At 38.7% G+C, this 17,564-nt stretch carries 13 protein-coding genes; 6 read left to right on the top strand and 7 right to left on the bottom strand.

Annotated features, from left to right (window positions below; genetic code table 11):
* Nucleotides 1–11 precede the first annotated feature (11 nt).
* The 4 genes from D1094_RS02560 to uvrA are packed head-to-tail and all read right to left on the bottom strand — an operon-like array spanning nucleotide 12 to nucleotide 5,040.
* Entirely contained in the window at nucleotides 12–950 is a 939-nt protein-coding gene (locus tag D1094_RS02560; protein ID WP_404851438.1) for a spermidine synthase, read from the bottom strand.
* Nucleotides 943–1,602: a fused MFS/spermidine synthase gene (locus tag D1094_RS02555; protein WP_118958481.1), complete on the bottom strand. Its 660-nt coding sequence runs from the start codon at nucleotides 1,600–1,602 to the stop codon at nucleotides 943–945. The genes D1094_RS02560 and D1094_RS02555 overlap by 8 nt, the downstream gene beginning before the upstream one ends.
* A gap of 44 nt (nucleotides 1,603–1,646) precedes the next feature.
* On the bottom strand, nucleotides 1,647–2,186 hold the full coding sequence (locus D1094_RS02550) for a GNAT family N-acetyltransferase (RefSeq protein WP_118958480.1): 540 nt from the start codon (nucleotides 2,184–2,186) through the stop codon (nucleotides 1,647–1,649).
* 28 nt (nucleotides 2,187–2,214) lie between these two features.
* Nucleotides 2,215–5,040, bottom strand: coding sequence for an excinuclease ABC subunit UvrA (gene uvrA / locus D1094_RS02545; protein ID WP_118958479.1), 2,826 nt, complete (start codon nucleotides 5,038–5,040; stop codon nucleotides 2,215–2,217).
* Between the two features lie 409 nt (nucleotides 5,041–5,449).
* On the opposite strand from uvrA, the gene D1094_RS02540 reads away from it, so the two are divergent.
* Together D1094_RS02540 and D1094_RS02535 are read left to right on the top strand one after the other, a co-directional pair.
* Nucleotides 5,450–6,829 (top strand): DASS family sodium-coupled anion symporter, encoded by a 1,380-nt coding sequence (locus D1094_RS02540; protein WP_118958478.1) that lies wholly within the window; start codon nucleotides 5,450–5,452, stop codon nucleotides 6,827–6,829.
* A 99-nt stretch (nucleotides 6,830–6,928) separates the two neighbouring features.
* Nucleotides 6,929–8,299: an MFS transporter gene (locus D1094_RS02535; protein ID WP_118958477.1), complete on the top strand. Its 1,371-nt coding sequence runs from the start codon at nucleotides 6,929–6,931 to the stop codon at nucleotides 8,297–8,299.
* Between the two features lie 99 nt (nucleotides 8,300–8,398).
* On the opposite strand, the gene D1094_RS02530 is transcribed toward D1094_RS02535, so the two are convergent.
* Nucleotides 8,399–8,893: a hypothetical protein gene (locus D1094_RS02530; protein ID WP_118958476.1), complete on the bottom strand. Its 495-nt coding sequence runs from the start codon at nucleotides 8,891–8,893 to the stop codon at nucleotides 8,399–8,401.
* 205 nt (nucleotides 8,894–9,098) lie between these two features.
* On the opposite strand from D1094_RS02530, the gene D1094_RS02525 reads away from it, so the two are divergent.
* Together D1094_RS02525 and pssA are read left to right on the top strand one after the other, a co-directional pair.
* Entirely contained in the window at nucleotides 9,099–11,129 is a 2,031-nt protein-coding gene (locus tag D1094_RS02525) for an FAD-dependent oxidoreductase (RefSeq protein WP_118958710.1), read from the top strand.
* Between the two features lie 93 nt (nucleotides 11,130–11,222).
* A complete protein-coding gene (pssA, locus tag D1094_RS02520) occupies nucleotides 11,223–12,542 on the top strand; it encodes a CDP-diacylglycerol--serine O-phosphatidyltransferase (RefSeq protein ID WP_118958475.1) in 1,320 nt (439 codons plus the stop codon).
* 30 nt (nucleotides 12,543–12,572) lie between these two features.
* Here pssA and D1094_RS02515 read toward each other — a convergent pair whose 3' ends face one another.
* Both D1094_RS02515 and D1094_RS02510 read right to left on the bottom strand, forming a co-directional pair.
* Entirely contained in the window at nucleotides 12,573–14,333 is a 1,761-nt protein-coding gene (locus D1094_RS02515) for a hypothetical protein (protein WP_118958474.1), read from the bottom strand.
* A 148-nt stretch (nucleotides 14,334–14,481) separates the two neighbouring features.
* The gene (locus D1094_RS02510) at nucleotides 14,482–16,050 is read right to left on the bottom strand and encodes an amidohydrolase family protein (protein WP_118958473.1); all 1,569 of its coding nucleotides are present in this window, start codon (nucleotides 16,048–16,050) and stop codon (nucleotides 14,482–14,484) included.
* 99 nt (nucleotides 16,051–16,149) lie between these two features.
* Between D1094_RS02510 and D1094_RS02505 the strand changes: the two genes are divergently transcribed.
* The gene (locus D1094_RS02505) at nucleotides 16,150–16,539 is read left to right on the top strand and encodes a thioesterase family protein (RefSeq protein WP_118958472.1); all 390 of its coding nucleotides are present in this window, start codon (nucleotides 16,150–16,152) and stop codon (nucleotides 16,537–16,539) included.
* Nucleotides 16,540–16,802: 263 nt separating this feature from the next.
* Nucleotides 16,803–17,498 (top strand): single-stranded DNA-binding protein, encoded by a 696-nt coding sequence (ssb, locus tag D1094_RS02500; protein WP_404851437.1) that lies wholly within the window; start codon nucleotides 16,803–16,805, stop codon nucleotides 17,496–17,498.
* Nucleotides 17,499–17,564 lie beyond the last annotated feature (66 nt).

Below are 17,564 nucleotides of genomic sequence, written 5' to 3'. Positions count from 1 at the left end.
TTTTATGTGCTCTAATCAATATTCAATAAGTTAGCTGGCGCGAATTGATCAGTTAATAGTGGTGTGTTTTTAGGCCAGTCTTCAGCATTTTGTGTTGAACTCATACTTTGTGCTAAGAAGTGAGTATCGACACCAAATTGTTTTAAAGCCTGCTTTAACGCCTCAACATTCGCTTTAGTTAGATTATTAATATCAGCATTATGCTTATTATATTCAGGGTTCATCGCCAGTATGACACGGTTACTATTTTTTAAGTTGCGTACTTGGTAAAAATCACCAAAAACCGCCTTGTAGGTTGCTGATTCATAATCATAAAGTTTACTTACTGAAAAGGTGTTGGCGGTTAAAATGCCGTTAGGTGTCAGTAGTTTTTTAATTTCTTCAAGAAACTCTTTAGTCATTAAATGTTCAGGAATGTAGTCACCGTTAAAGGCATCTAGAATAATCCAATCGTATTGTTGTTTTTTAAGTAAAGCACGTTTGACGAATACTCGACCGTCTTGGCTAATCGCTTTAATGTTATCGTTTTCAAAAAAGTGAAAATACTCTCTGGCCACTTTAATGACACTGTTATCAATTTCAACATTATCAATTTGGCTATTGGGTAGTAATTGATGCAAGGTATTAGACATAGTGCCGCCGCCAAGGCCAACAACCAGTATTTTTTCAGGGTTAGGGTTAATGAGTAAACTTGATAAAAGCAATTTTGTGTAATTAAAATAAAGCCTTTCTGGTTGGCTTTTTAAAAAGCAACTTTGCTGGGTTTTACTGCTTTTTACATTAAATTTTAAGCAACGTAAATCGCCTTTATCTTCCACTAAAATATTGCGATATAAAGAACGCTCTTTGTGAATCACTTTAGCACTGGCTTGTTGAGGTAACAGCATAAGTATTAACAATAAACCTAGCGAAGTCATAATGACGTTATTGATAGTATTGTGACTAAACATCGCAAGTGCTCCCTGTTGCTGTTGAAGTATTATTCAGGGATATTTTATCGACGATAACAGCGAGTAAGCCGAGTAAACCAAGTATTAAGCTAAAGCTGACAATAATGGTGTTAATTTCAAACCACATCACAAAATAGAAAGAAGTAATGATGGTACCAAGCGCACTACCTAGGGTAGAAACAAAATACAGCTTGCCTGCCACTTGTCCACTCTCATTTGAGTTCGTCACTAATAATCTAACAGAGTAGGGCGATAGCATACCTAAAATAACGGTAGGGATAAAAAACAATACCGTTGAAGCTAATAACGAACCGTAACGAGAATCTTCAATGGTTAAGAATATGCTTTCCATTAGCCATTGGCTGGAAGTAACCACGGGTAAAATAGTAATACTCGCCAGTATAAAAATTAAGCCGTATCGTGAAAGTGACGCTGATTTAGTGGAAAGTTTGCCGCCGAATAAGTAGCCAAGCGATAGGCTCAACATAAAGACAGTAATAATACTGCCCCAAATATGAACGCTTGAGCCAAAGAAAGGCGCTAATATTCTGCCCGCGAGCAGTTCAATGCCCATAATGGAAAAACCACTGGTAAAGGCAAGGCAATAGATAAAGAGGTTAAAAGGGTTTAACGATTTGTTTGAAGCTGGCATAGATGTTTTAATTTATTGTTATAAAGCTATACCAGCACTGTAAATTATTTTGCTGGCATTTGGTAGTAAACGACATCTAAATCACCGAGCGGATCTTTATGCAGTTCTTTTTTAAGAAACGTCATACCTAATTTTTTCATAATATTGATTGAGCCTATATTTTCTTCTACCGCTAATGCAGAGAAATAATCGATATCAGTTTGTTCAGCAAGGGCATTTTTAATCGCACTAGCGGCTTCGGTTGCATACCCTTTACCCCAGGCTTTTTTGAAAAAACGCCAGCCAAGCTCAAGGTCTTTATACTTAGGTTCATCGCTGAAAAAATCCATTGGTCTAACTAAAATCCAGCCAAGATACTCTTGAGTTGATTTGTCACAGACTTGCCATAACCCCCAACCTTTTTCAGGACAAGTATATTTTTCCATTCGAGGCAGGAAGATATTGTTAATATCGTCCATGGTGTTTGTTTTTCCACCACTGATAAATTGCATTACCTCGGGGTCTTGATCAAGTTGGTACAAAACATCACCATCGTTTTGATCCATCAAGCGATAACTTAGTCGTTCTGAATGATTAACTTTCATTTTTATCCTTAAAAGGTGATGCTTATTTTTAAGCCAATAAAGGCTTTAAAAAATGTGCTGTATGAGAGGTTTTATGTTTAACCACTTGTTCAGGTGTACCTGTTACTAATATTTCACCACCGCCTGAACCACCTTCTGGGCCTAAATCGACAATCCAGTCAGCGGTTTTAATGACATCAAGGTTATGTTCAATAACTACAATAGTATTACCATGGTCACGTAAACGATGAATAACGTGCAGTAGCTGTTTAATATCGTGAAAATGAAGCCCAGTTGTTGGCTCATCAAGAATATATAGGGTTTTACCAGTATCACGCTTAGAAAGCTCTTTAGATAGTTTCACACGTTGTGCTTCACCACCCGATAATGTCGTAGCCGATTGACCTAGCTTAATGTAGCTTAAACCAACATCCATTAAGGTTTGTAACTTGCGTTTAACCGCTGGAATCGCATTAAAGAATTCAAAGGCATCTTCAATGGTCATATCAAGCACTTCATGAATGTTTTTGCCTTTGTAAAGCACTTCTAAGGTTTCACGGTTATAACGTTTACTCTTACACACATCACATGGTACATAAACGTCAGGTAAAAAGTGCATCTCAACTTTGATTAATCCGTCGCCCTGACAAGCTTCACAGCGACCGCCTTTAACATTAAAACTAAAGCGTCCAGGTTTATAACCACGAGAGCGAGCTTCTTGGGTGGCGGCAAATATTTCCCGAATAGCAGTAAAAATACCAGTATAGGTGGCAGGGTTAGAGCGTGGTGTTCTGCCAATTGGGCTTTGGTCAATATCAATAACTTTGTCTAGTTTATCTAACCCTTTAATTTCTTTATATGGTGCTGGCTCTTGGGTTGTTGCGCCATTTAATTCAATGTGAGCTAGTTTATATAAAGTATCATTAATTAGTGTTGATTTACCTGAACCAGACACCCCGGTAACACAGGTCATTAAGCCATTGGGAATAGTGAGGTTTACGTTTTTTAAGTTGTTACCTGTGGCACCAATAAGCTCAACAGTATTGTCTTTGTCAAAAGGGTGTCTGGTAGTTGGTATTTCAATCATCTCTTTACCAGAAAGGTATCTACCCGTCAGTGAGTCATCACAAGCAAGAATGTCGTCAACATTACCTTGGGCTATAATATTACCACCATGAACACCAGCACCTGGGCCAATATCAATGACAAAATCTGCCGCTCTAATTGCGTCTTCGTCGTGTTCTACCACAATAACGGTATTACCTAAATCTCTAAGATGAATTAAGGTGTCGAGTAAGCGCTCGTTATCTCGTTGGTGTAAGCCAATAGAAGGCTCATCAAGTACGTACATCACGCCCACTAAACCTGCACCTATTTGGCTCGCTAAGCGAATACGTTGTGCTTCACCACCTGATAAGGTGTCAGCGCTACGTGATAGGTTTAAATAGTTTAATCCAACATTTACTAGGAAGCCTAAGCGATCGTTTATTTCTTTTAATATTTTCTCAGCAATTTGGCCTTTTTGCCCGGTAAGATTTAACTCTTTGAAAAAGGCTAAGGCATCGGCAATCGCAAATTCAGAAACCACAGGTAATGGCGTATCGGCAATAAAGACGTTACGTGCTTCAAGACGTAAGCGACTCCCGTTACAATCTGGACAGTGTTGACTGTTAAGATATTTTGCTAGCTCTTCGCGAACCGCATTCGATTCAGTTTCTTTATAGCGGCGTTGCATATTATTTAAAATACCTTCAAAAGGGTGTTTTCGAAAAACAACATCGCCTCTATCATTCATGTATTTAAATTCTATTTCTTGCTTGCCACTACCATAAAGTACGACTTTTTGTGCTTCTTTAGGCAGGCTATTAAAAGGTTTGTCTACTTCAAAATCGTAATGTTCAGCTAGTGCTTGTAACATTTGAAAGTAATAAAAGTTACGTTTATCCCAACCTCGAATAGCGCCACCTGCAAGGCTTAGCTCTTCGTTGGCTAAAACACGCTTACTATCGAAAAACTGTTCTATACCTAAACCATCACAGGTTTGACAGGCACCCGCAGGGTTATTGAAAGAGAAAAGGCGAGGCTCTAACTCTTGCATACTATAACCACAATGTGGGCAGGCAAAATTAGCTGAGAATATTAATTCATCTTGTTCAGGTTTATCCATAAAGGCAACTTTGGCAGTGCCTGAGGTTAAGCCAAGTGCGGTTTCAAAAGATTCAGCTAAACGTAGTTGAATATCATCACGTACCTTTAAGCGGTCTACCACAACTTCAATGGTATGCTTTTTATGGAGCTCTAATGTTGGAGGATCAGATAAGTCGCACACTTCACCATCAATTCTGGCTCTAATGAAGCCTTGTGCGGCTAAATTATCGAGTAGCTTTACATGTTCACCTTTTCGGTTTTGTAAAACGGGCGCGAGCAACATTACCTTAGTGCCTTCTTCAAGCTCTAATACTTTATCAACCATTTGTGACACAGTTTGTGCTGCTAAAGGCGTGTGATGTTCAGGACAGCGAGGCTCACCTACGCGAGCATATAGTAAGCGCAAGTAATCATATATCTCGGTGATAGTGCCAACGGTCGAGCGTGGGTTATGCGATGTTGATTTTTGTTCTATTGATATCGCCGGCGATAAACCTTCAATATGGTCTACGTCGGGCTTTTCCATTAACGATAAAAACTGTCGAGCGTAAGCAGAAAGCGACTCAACGTAGCGACGTTGTCCTTCAGCGTATAAGGTATCAAAGGCAAGCGATGATTTACCTGAACCAGAAAGCCCCGTAATCACGACTAATTTATCACGTGGAATCTCTAAATTAATGTTTTTCAGGTTGTGGGTACGAGCGCCCCTAACTTCAATACTTTTCATTTTATCTATTAATCTAACGGTAAAATATCAGCCGATTATTATGACACACCCACATACGCATGGGAATTAATTGTCAGTAGCTTAGGGCGTGTTTATCTTTGTTTAATAATTCAGCTGAGAAATAAAATCCTTTTAATCAAGGCAAAAGTTGCGTAGTTTAGCTTGCTAAATCAGCAGCTTTTAACGCAGAGTAAAAGGATTTTAGTCTCAGCCCTATGGGCAATGGCTATTTTTAACACTAGCGGCATGAGTATTCACTTATTTGGAACAACCAAATTACGTTCATACTGCTTTGCTATTGATAAAAATAGCGCATTGCTGAAAATATCAACAAAGGTCAACACGCCCTAGTTAAAGTAATAATGATATTTTCTCTGCTCCTTTATTCATCTAAATTAATAATAAAAAAATGACAATAAAAAGAGAACACTTCATCGTACTTGGCCCCATTTTAGCTATTGCCTTTTACTTTTTCTTAGGCTCAGCATCGGTGGCTGAAAAGCCTGCTATTGCAGCAGCGATTACGTTATTAACTGTTATTTGGTGGGTTACTGAAGCCTTACCTATTCCAGCCACCTCCTTGGTACCTTTTGCCTTACTTCCGCTTTTTGGCATATTAGATCATAAAGCGGTTGCCGCCTCATTAGGTAGTCATGTGATACTACTGTTAATGGGCGCATTTATGCTGTCTAAGTCCCTTGAAAAAAGTGGCACCCATGAAAGATTAGCTGTTTTTATGATTCGTCTTGTAGGTGTTTCTAGTGGTCGACGTTTAGTACTTGGCTTTATGTTAGCCGCGGGCTTTTTAAGTATGTGGATTTCAAATACTGCTACAACGTTGATTATGCTTCCTATGGCATTGGCTATATTGAGTCATGTCGATAATAAAAACCTTAAAGTAGCTTTGATATTAGGTATTGCTTATGCGGCAAGTGTCGGAGGCATCGGTACGTTAATTGGTACGCCGCCAAATGTTATTTTTGCGGGTATTTATGAAGAGCATACAGGTAATGAATTCGGTTTTCTTGCCTGGATGAAAATTGGTGTACCTGTGGTACTTATTTCATTGCCTATTATGGCGCTTTGGTTAACACGTAAAGTTAAGCTCGAGCAAGACTTAGTACTACCTAAACTTGGTGCATGGCGTACCGAAGAAAAACGCACGTTGTTGGTATTTGGTTTAACGGCCTTAGCTTGGATAACGCGCAGTGAGCCTTTTGGTGGTTGGAGTGGTTTGCTTGGGGTTAAAGGTGTTGGTGATAGCACTGTGGCATTATTTGCCGTGGTGCTTATGTTTATGATCCCAAATGGTAAAAAAGACGGGCGTTTACTTGATTGGGAAACCGCGAAAAGTATTCCTTGGGGCATGTTACTGCTTTTTGCCGGTGGTATCGCCATCGCTAAAGGATTTAGTGCCTCAGGGTTAAGTGCTATTTTAGGTAATTGGCTAACATCATTGTCGAGCTTTCCACCGATACTCATGATGGTCGCTATTTGCTTGTTTGTGACTTATTTAACCGAAATAACCAGTAATACCGCCACTGCAACACTATTGATGCCAATACTAGCGGTAGCGGCAATTTCATCGGGTGTTGATCCCGCTATTTTTATGATACCTGCTGCGATGGCTGCTAGCTGTGCTTTCATGTTACCTGTTGCTACCGCACCAAATGCTATTGCTTTTGGTACAGGGGAAGTCACAATCAAAGATATGGTCGTTGAAGGAGCATTGCTTAGTTTTATTGTTTCGTCGATTGTAGCTATGGTTTGTTATTTTATTCTCACTTGATTTGATTCAAATCATAGGATTATTTTGGCTACTGGAACTTGCGTGATAAACTACGGCGACTTAAATTTCCCGCTAGTTCAGAATTAGGTAAAAATCTTCATGAGTGTTTCAGGTTTAAATCGTATTGAGAAAAAGGCAGCTTTTTCTCTTGCCAGTGTTTTTGGCGTACGTATGTTAGGTTTGTTTATGATCCTACCCGTGTTTGCCATTTATGGTGAACAGTTAGTGGGTTATAGCCCTATTTGGTTAGGTTTAGCTATTGGTGCTTATGGGTTAACACAAGCGTTATTGCAAATACCTATGGGCATTTTATCTGATAAATATGGTCGAAAGCCGGTAATACTGGCAGGTTTATTTGTCTTTTTAATTGGTAGTATTGTTGCTGCCATGTCTGAAACGATTTACGGTGTTGTTATTGGTCGTGCTATACAAGGTATGGGGGCTATTGCTAGTGCAGTACTTGCTTTAGCGGCTGATTTAAGCCGAGAAGAACAACGTCCGAAAGTGATGGCAACTATCGGTATGTTTATTGGTTTATCTTTCACTTTTGCTATGATTCTTGGGCCTATTGTTGCTGAATCGTTCGGTTTAAGTGGCTTGTTCTGGTTTACTGGTTTGCTGACTATTCTTGCCATGCTGATGATCAAGTTTATGGTGCCTTACTCAGTAAATAAAGCCCCTCGTGGCGATAACGTTGCTCTGCCTGAGCAAATATCAACCTTGATTCGTCATCCGCAATTATCTCGTTTAAATTGGGGCGTGTTTATTTTACACATGGTACTAACCGCGTGTTTTGTTACCTTACCCAAACAATTTGTTGAGAGTGGTTTGGCGCTTGAAAGTCATTGGAAAATTTACTTACCAACTTTACTTGGCTCGTTCTTCTTAATGGTGCCATTTATGATTATTGCCATTAAAAAGCAAAAAGAAAAAGCGATGTTTAGTGCAGCAGTAGCTTTGTTTGCACTGTCGCTATTTTTACTATGGCTTTTGCCACTAGGCTTGGGCAGTTTAATTTTTTCTATTGTCTTATTCTTTACTGCGTTTAATTACCTTGAAGCGACAATGCCTTCTATTCTTTCTCGTATCGCACCTGCTGGTGTTAAGGGCAGTGTTATGGGGATATATTCTAGTAGTCAGTTTTTAGGGGCGTTTGTTGGCGGCATTATAGGTGGTTTTATTGCCAGCCAATTTGGTGAGCACATGATTTTCCTTGCTATGGGTATTGCCACTGTTATTTGGTTGATACTTACGTTTGGTATGCAACAATTGAAAAAGTCAAAAAGCTTTAGTTTTGCCACAACGATTACCTGTGAAGAAAGAGCCGATGAAATTGCAGAGCTGCTGATTAATATGCCAGGCGTAATTGAAGCAACCTTAGTACACACTGAAGCGGTGGCTTACTTAAAAGTTGATGAAAAAACTGTGAATTTAGCTGAAATTAAAGCGCTTTTGCAAAGTCAAACATAGCCTTTTGTGAATTGGGTTAAGCATAAATGTTGGTGTTTAACCTATCTTTTAAGCTGGACTGTTATAAATTTAGTTCAGTTTAAATAAGGTGATCATTAACTATAATATTTGAGTGATATAATCGTCGAAGTGCTTATTGCCAAGTTGTAAATTGACATCATCATCGAGTACCTTACCAACAAGTTCATCCCCTAATGGTGACTGAGGTGTAATTACTGTTATATGGTTGTTATCCATTTCAAAGCTAAACCCACCTGCTGCAGGACCTAAAAAGTACCACTTGTTTTGCTGTTCATCTTCACTTAGTTGTATTACCGAGCCTAAACTAATTTCTTCAGAGGGCGTCTGTTGCTCTAACGATTTAATTAAGGTGTTATATGCGATTATCCCTTGCTGATATTCAAAGGCTCGTTGAGATTGTCCATGGGCTAAATAACCTGCCTCAATAGCTAATGTGTCGTATTGTGTTTCAGCAACACTTTGATCATCTGTAGCTGCCGCATGTGCCTCATTAGCAGCGGCCATCGCATGGTGCAACTCTTCTTCTAAATGGGTAATGATTTGTTCAATATAAGCGGTTTTTAATAGAGTCATGGGAAAGAATAGCTACTCACTAAACAAGTAATCGTTTTAATGTTTCATGGTAAATCAATAATATGAACTATACCTAATATAGCTTTATCGCGCAGCAAGTTTACTGGGTTAATGATAACTCAATCTGACAGGTGTCAAAATTAACTTGAAATTTGCTCCGTTTAGGATTAATTTATAATTACTGGTTAGACCAATGAGAGCAATTATGACAACAACACATTATCCGAATTTATTAAAACCACTTGATTTAGGCTTCACACAATTAGCCAACAGAACCTTAATGGGTTCAATGCATACAGGGCTTGAGGAAGAAAAAGGTGGTTTTGCAAAATTAGCTGCGTTTTATGAAGCGCGAGCAAAAGGTGGTGTAGGTCTTATTGTTACAGGTGGTGTCAGCCCAAATCTTAGAGGGCGAATAGCGCCTTTTGGCAGTGAGTTGAGTCACTTTTGGCAAGTAAAAAAACACAAACAAGTTACCGAAGCCGTACACAAGTATCCAACCAAAATATGCTTACAGTTATTGCATACCGGTCGCTATGCATATCACCCCTTTAGTGTTGCCCCAAGTAAGGTTAAGTCTCCTATTACCCCTTTCACACCTCGCGCAATGTCGGTAAGGCAAATTAAGGGCACTATTAAAGATTACGCAAGTGCGTCAAAGCTGGCTGCAAAAGCTGGCTACGATGGCGTGGAGATAATGGGCTCAGAAGGTTATTTAATTAATCAGTTTGCCTGTACTCGAACCAACAAAAGAACCGATGAATGGGGCGGAAGTATTGAAAATCGTATGCGCCTTGCAGTTGAAACGGTTAAAGCGGTGAGAGCCAAAGTAGGTAAGCAGTTTATTATCATATTTCGCTTATCTATGCTTGATCTTGTTGAAGGTGGTAATAGCTGGGAAGAAGTTGTTGCCATGGGTAAGGCGGTTGAAAAAGCGGGAGCGACTATTATCAATACTGGTATTGGTTGGCACGAAGCAAGGGTACCAACCATAGTAACATCGGTACCCCGAGCAGCTTTTACTTGGATAACTGAACGAATGAAGAAAGAAGTCTCCATTCCTTTAGTAACAACAAATAGAATTAATACCCCTGAAGTTGCTGAAGAAGTTCTTTCTTCAGGTCATGCCGACATGGTGTCAATGGCTAGGCCTTTCTTAGCCGATGCTGATTTTGTGAATAAAGCAGCAGAAAATAAAGCAGATGAAATCAATACCTGTATCGGCTGTAATCAAGCATGTTTAGACCATGTTTTTATGCAAAAACGTGCGTCATGCTTAGTGAATCCGATGGCGTGTTATGAAACTGAATTAGTGTTAAAAGAAACCAAACAAACAAAACGATTAGCGGTAATTGGTGCTGGCCCTGCTGGTTTAGCGTTTAGTGTTTATGCTACAGAGCGTGGTCATAAGGTTGAATTATTTGATAAGCAAAGTGAAATTGGTGGTCAATTTAATGTTGCTAAACAAATACCAGGTAAAGAAGAGTTTTATGAAACCTTACGCTATTTCAATAAAAAATTCTCACTGTTAGAAATACCTATTCATTTAAACAGTGAGCAAAGTGCAGAACAATTGCTAGCGGCTGGCTTTGACGAAGTCATATTAGCAACAGGTATTAAACCAAGAAAACTCGATATTAAAGGCATAGAACACCATAAGGTGAAAAGCTATCTACAAGTATTGAGAGATAAAGAGCCTGTGGGTAGTAAAGTAGCCATTATTGGTGCAGGCGGAATTGGTTTTGATGTCGCAAGTTATTTGCTTGATGAAAAGTCACTAACGAATGATCTTGATGCATGGTTGAAAAATTGGGGGGTTGATAAGTCTTATCAAAATAACGGCGCGTTATTACCATCAAAAGCAGAGGCTCATAAAGCGAAACGTGAAATTACGTTATTGCAACGTAAAACCACTAAAGTAGGTAAAGGGCTGGGTAAAACATCAGGCTGGGTGCATCGTGCTCATCTTTTAAAGCATGACGTTACTATGGTGCCAGGGGCAACCTATAAAGAAATCAATGATGATGGGTTATTGATTGACGTTGATGGTGAAGAACGCTTACTTGATGTTGATAATGTGATTATTTGTGCAGGGCAAGAGCCAAACCGTGATTTACAAGAACAACTTGTTGCTGGCGGCATGAAAGTGCACTTAATTGGTGGTGCAAATGTAGCTGCTGAACTTGATGCCAAACGTGCAATTCGTCAAGCGGCTGAGCTTGCATCCACGATATAATAAGGAATTCAAGAGGATATCAAAAAGTCTGGTGCACCAGATATTTAATCTTGGTATACTCGTGAAATTGATGATTTAAAAAAATAAAGTGCAGTGAAAGAAATAGTCGTTACTGGCAATGATATTGAAGTTTATTCTTCGCCAAAACAATATAAAGAGCAATTATTAGCGCTTATATCCGCTGCACGTCAGCGGATTTTTATCACAGCACTATATGTTCAAGATGACGAAGCAGGCAGAGAAATTCTGCATGCGCTTTATCAGGCAAAATCTAAGACCCCAGATTTAGATATTAAGATTTTTGTTGATTACCATCGCGGACAGCGTGGCTTGATTGGCGAAAAAGAAAGCTTAGGTAATCGCTCACTTTATTTACAATTAGCAGAGCAATATCAACAAAGTATTGACATTTATGGTGTTGCGGTAAAACGTAAAGAGTTATTCGGTGTTTTGCATTTAAAAGGCATGGTCTTTGACGATACCTTGTTTTATACCGGCGCAAGTATAAATGATATTTACCTTCACCAGCATGACCGCTATCGACTTGATAGATACGCGAGTATCAAAAGTACCTCATTAGCAGATAATTTTTGCGATTACCTTAACAAAGTTTTTGTTTTGTCTGGTTTATCGCCAAAACTTAATTTAAAAGAATTACCTAGCCCAGTAGAGCAAAAAAGAAATATCATTGCGTTAAAGTCGCTATTGAAGAGTCATCAATACGCTGCTGTAGCTGGTGGCAAGTCTTCTACATTAACCGACAAAATAACTATCACCCCTTTGATAGGTTATGGCCGACGCGATAATAAGCTCAATCGCTCTATTCGTCAGTTAATTCAAAATGCGCAAACAAGCGTTACTATTTTTACTCCTTACTTTAATTTGCCACCCGTTTTAGCAAAAGATGTTGTTAAAGCATTAAAGCGCGGTGTGAATATTTCATTAATTGTTGGTGATAAAACAGCAAATGATTTCTATGTGGCTGAGCAAGATAAATTTAGTACGATTTGTATTGTGCCTTATATTTATGAAATGCTGCTAAAACGTTTCTTAAAAAAGTATCAAAAATTTATTGATCAAGGTTTGTTAAATGTTCATTTATGGAAACACGATGGTAACAGCTTTCATTTAAAAGGACTGGTGGTTGATGAGCGTTATCATATGTTAACAGGAAGCAACCTCAACCCAAGAGCATGGACTTTGGATTTAGAAAATGGTTTGTTGGTTGATGATCCGTCGAAGCTTTTAATGCCTAAGGTAAATGATGAGATTATGGGGATATTAGTACAAACCAACAAAATTAATAATTACACCGATATTGAATCGGTACAAGATTACCCTGAAAAACCACAAAAGCTGCTCAATAAGATCCGTATGACCCAGCTTGATAAAATATTGAAACGCTTTTTATAACTGATAAAACCTTTAACTTATTTTAATGCATTAAAAAGATTTCTTTGCTTGAACCCTGATTTCAAAACTATTGATGTCAGGGTTTTTACTTTGTGGGAAAGCAAAATCTACATGAATGACTTGGTGGCTTCCACCTGAGTGGGGAGAATATACCCTTAACCCAAGACCTGCCGAACTGAGCCAATTTTTTTCTATATTCTCTACAGGAGAACCACCGAAAGCTCTGCCAGTATCAAAAAATGCAACACCTGCTAAATCAAAGAGTTTAAATAAATTGATATCTGGGTAATAGCGAAGCTCTGAGGTAAGTTTAATACTGTTTTTACCGTGTTGGTATTGTAAAGGGAACCCTCTTAAACCCGTGTTTCCCCCCATAGTAACCGGTCTGTCTTGATATTGATTATCACTAACGAAATTGGTGTTATTTACATAAAAACCCCAACGGTTATTGAATCGATAAAAATACTCACTATTAATACTCGCGAGTATTCGGTTATTTTTGTCTTTATAAATATCGCCAGCAAAAGCTAAGTTGAGCAAAAAGAGACTGTTAGTATTTATATGGAAGCCTTTTTTTATCTGCATTTTCCATAATGACCATGCAGAGTTTTCTTTATTGCCATTGCCTAACCCGAGTTGAGCATCGAACTGCCAGCCATGGTTAAAATCTTCAATTTGAGAAATAAGGTGAACATTGGTTAGTTTGCGAAAATCTTTTTCGATATATTCCACGCCAAACCATGGGTATAAGAACTCTCTATCTTGTGGTTGTTGTGTTGATTGCACAGGAATATCTTGATTGCTTAATAATGTAGCGTCAGAAAATTCATGTTGGTCTTGAGTAACCCCTACACGATAGCGTAATAAACTTTCCAGTGTATTAAAGTTCATCCAAGCATAACTTAAGGTTTTATAATTTATCTCGTGTGAGAAAATACTTCGTTCGCTACCATTTTGAAAAATAGTATCGTCACGAGAGTCATCATTAAAACCAACAATGTAGGCAAAAGGTATATGAAAAGCAGCGAAACTTTTTTGTAAGAAAAGTGACTTTTGTTTACCGTCATCGTTGTCTGAAAAACGTAACTTTATGGCGGTATTTTGTTTTTGAAAAAGTGGAATAGTGCTAACCACCTTGTAACCTTTTCGTTGTGCATTTTTATAGGATTCAATTTCAGTATCAATGCCCAAACCAAGTAAGTTACGCTCTTTAATACCGAAGCTATAGGTATTAACCCCGCCTTTACGCCCGAAGCTTATCGTGGGCATCAATGACCAATTATCCCATGTGGTTACGGTAATATTTTCGCCATTTTTATCGCTTGTAACTTTAGCGTCTCGGATATATTTTCTGCTTCTTAGGTGACGTTCTAATTCGGCCATGTCAGCAAATGTTTTATTGCATTTATTAAGAAAAAAGGCCGCTTCATCTTCTAAAGTCATTACTTTGGTGTCGATATGAATAGCATTAGCCCATCGATGTAGGAAAATAATGCCTTCTTCTGATTCATCGAAAATGGTATGCGGCTTGAACGTTACATCTGCTTGTTCTGTGGAACAGATTTCATCTGTAATAATGACATCATTGGGATTAGTTGGAGTAATCACAGCTAAAGCAGTAGCGGGCGACGTTGATGTTGTTTGAGGTGTAGCTGTTTGAGCCTGAACAACGTTAATGGTACAAGCAAAATAGAAGGTTAGCAGAGCAAAGAGAACGATAGTATTTAGCCATGTTTTTCTCTGAAAAATCGATGTTGGCTCTGGTGTTATTTTTGTTATGAACTTTGACAAGAAAACAGCGTACCTTTAAAAATCATAAGTTAAAGGGAGTTGGCTGGTAATATCAGCGCAAGTTAAATCAAGAGTTAATTCATTCTTAACTTAACTATAGCGCTAACTTGTAAATATTGTTGAGTTTTTTATTTATTTTAGCAAAAAATTATTGATGAACGCTATTAGCTTTAGCCTCTTTTACTATCGCTCTCACTTCCTTCAATAGGGCTTTAGCATCATAGACTATACCGTCTTTAATAGTATAATTTACGCCACCGGCTCTAATCGGTTTATTGTCTTCACTTAAGCGAAAATGACCTGTGCCATAAAGCACTTTAAAATTACGTAATGGGTTCTCATTCACAATGACTAAATCGGCTTTTTTATCGACTCTAATTGAACCAATGTCGTTATCCATACCTAAAGCTTGAGCACCATTAATAGTTGCTGCTTGAATCACTTCTAAGGCATTGAATCCTGCTTCTCTAAGTAACTCCAGTTCGCGAATATAACTGAAGCCGTAAATTTTGAAGATGTAACCTGAATCAGAACCAACGGTTACTCGTCCGCCATGGTTTTTGTAATCATTAACAAAGCTCATCCATTGCTGATAGTTTTTTTTCCATGCTATTTCATCATCTGTTGTCCAATCAAACCAATATGAGCCGTGGGCATAACGGTTTGGTTGAAAGAAATTCCAAAGTGTTGGTAAGGTGTAATCTTTATGCCAGTCGGCATTCATATCACGCATTAAGTCACGGCTGGCTTCATATATGGTAAAGGTTGGATCTAAAGTAAAATCTAAGGCGAGTAATTCATCACGTACTGCTAACCACTTTTCACTGCCTTCTTTTGCGGCTTGTTGCCAAAGTCTTCCTGCTTCTCCGAATCTATCTTGCTCATTATTGTAGTTATAATCAGGTGAATAATTCTGAATGTGTTGATGTTCAAATAAGGCCTCTGGTAAGCCATACCAATGTTCCATGGTGGTTAATCCAAGTCTTGCAGAATCAACCACATTCATATTGGTCACTTCTAGCTGAGCATGATGCATCATGCTGCCTAAACCTTGCTTTTTCGCCTCAGTTAATGCAGCTGTCATAACTTCTGGGCTCGCACCAAAGAATTTAATGCCTTTGGCGCCTTGTTTAGCAATTGATTTAACCCATTTTTTAGCATGCTTTGGGGTTGTAATCGGATCATCTTCACCTAAACCAAACATAAAATAAGGCACAATTCTTGGTGCAGCAATGGTATTTTTTTCACTGCGTTTAGCATGATCTACCACCCAATCAGCGCCATTAAAACTACCTGGCTCTCTGATGGTGGTAATGCCGTGTGCTAACCATAGTTTAAATACATATTCCGCAGGAATATTTGGAGCACTGCCACCAATATGGGCATGCATGTCAATAAAGCCAGGCAGAATATACTGCCCTTCTACATTTATCTCAATATCACCTTCATTGGCAATAGGGCGTTTTTTACTTTTAATCGGTACGCCAGGATTACCGACACTGATCATTCTTACGATGCGATCATTTTCTATGACAATATCCATCGGGCCCCTTGCTGGTGCACCTTCACCACTGACGACATTACCGCCTCGAAGGATTAAACGTTTATAAGGTCCTTCACCTATTTTTCTTTCAGGTGCTTTGGCATCAGCTATAGCAAAAGAGCTGGTTAATGAAAGGCTTAGTAATAAAGTGACTGCTAATAAAAATCGTGACATGATTATTTCTCAGTAATGCAATGATTAAATTAAGATACTATACCCCTGATGAGATTGGTATAAGATAGTCGTTATAACGTTCCTTAAAAGAGATGAATAATGTTTAGTGAAATAATAACGCCAAGATTTAGTGATACGGATGCTTTAGGGCACATTAATAATACCCGAGTGGCGACTTGGTTCGAAGGTGGTAGGGAAGGGATATTTAGGTTCTTCACACCCGATCTTGATCCTAAAAAGTGGCAGCTAATTATTGCTAAAGTAGAAATATCTTATTTAGGGCAGTTGTTTTTTGGTCAGCCAATTGAAATGCGCACGTATATTAAGCGTATTGGCGGTGCTTCGTTTGAGGTTTACCAAGAGCTTTGGCAGCATGAAGAAAAGTGTGTTACTGGTGTCGCGACTATGGTGAACTTTGATTATCAAGCTCAAGCTTCGAAGAAAATATCAGATGAGATAAGAGATAAATTGCAAGCCCATATACTCTAAGCCAACGACTAAACTGTTAATGAACACATAAAACGAGCTAAATATAATAGAATCATACAGCTAAATAGAAAGTTAATTTCTTTCGGTATACTTTTTCAATATTGAGACATGATGTGGAATAAAATAATTAACGATTTACGTAAAAATTTCTCGAAAAGTTCCCCTACTCACTATAGAATTGTCCTCTTAACTAAATTTTTTCAAAAGTGATTTTATTGTGTACAGCACGATGAAATTCTATGCACATTCAATAGGAAATTTTCATGGCAGGTGTAAATAAAGTAATTCTTGTAGGTAACTTAGGTAAAGATCCTGAGGTACGTTTTATGCCAAATGGTGGCGCAGTAGCTAACCTAACTATTGCAACGTCTGATTCGTGGAAAGATAAGCAAACGGGTGAGCAAAAAGAGAAAACTGAATGGCACCGTGTAGCAATGTTTGGCAAGTTAGCTGAAGTGGCGGGTGAATACCTGAAGAAAGGCTCAAAAGTATATATTGAAGGGTCACTACAAACACGTAAATGGCAGAACCAGCAAGGTCAAGACCAATATACAACTGAAGTTGTTGTGCAAGGCTTTAACGGTACAATGCAAATGTTAGATGGTCGCGGGCAATCTGGCGGTCAACAAGCTGGTGGCTTCTCTAATCAAGGGCAACAGCAAGGACAGCAACAAGGTGGTGGTTTCCAACAACAAGCACCACAGCAAGGCGGTGGTTTTAACCAAGTTCAACAGCAAGCAGCACCTCAGCAAGGTTACAACAAGCCACAGCAAGGCGGTGGGTTTAATCAAGGCCAGCAACAAGCAGCACCTCAGCAAAGTTATAACAAGCCACAGCAAGGCGGTGGATTTAACCAAGGTCAGCAGCAAGGTGGTTTTGCCCCACAACAGCCGCAACAAGCACCTAAAGTAAACCCGCAAGAGCCATCAATTGATTTTGATGATGATATTCCGTTCTGACACATACCAGAGACATGATTTTGTTAAATGTTAGCAATAAAATCATTAAAAATAAATAGTTATATT

Origin of the sequence: Colwellia sp. RSH04 (assembly GCF_003545765.1) — a bacterium.
Lineage (GTDB): Bacteria > Pseudomonadota > Gammaproteobacteria > Enterobacterales > Alteromonadaceae > Colwellia.
This window is presented reverse-complemented; position numbering and strand designations above follow the sequence as displayed.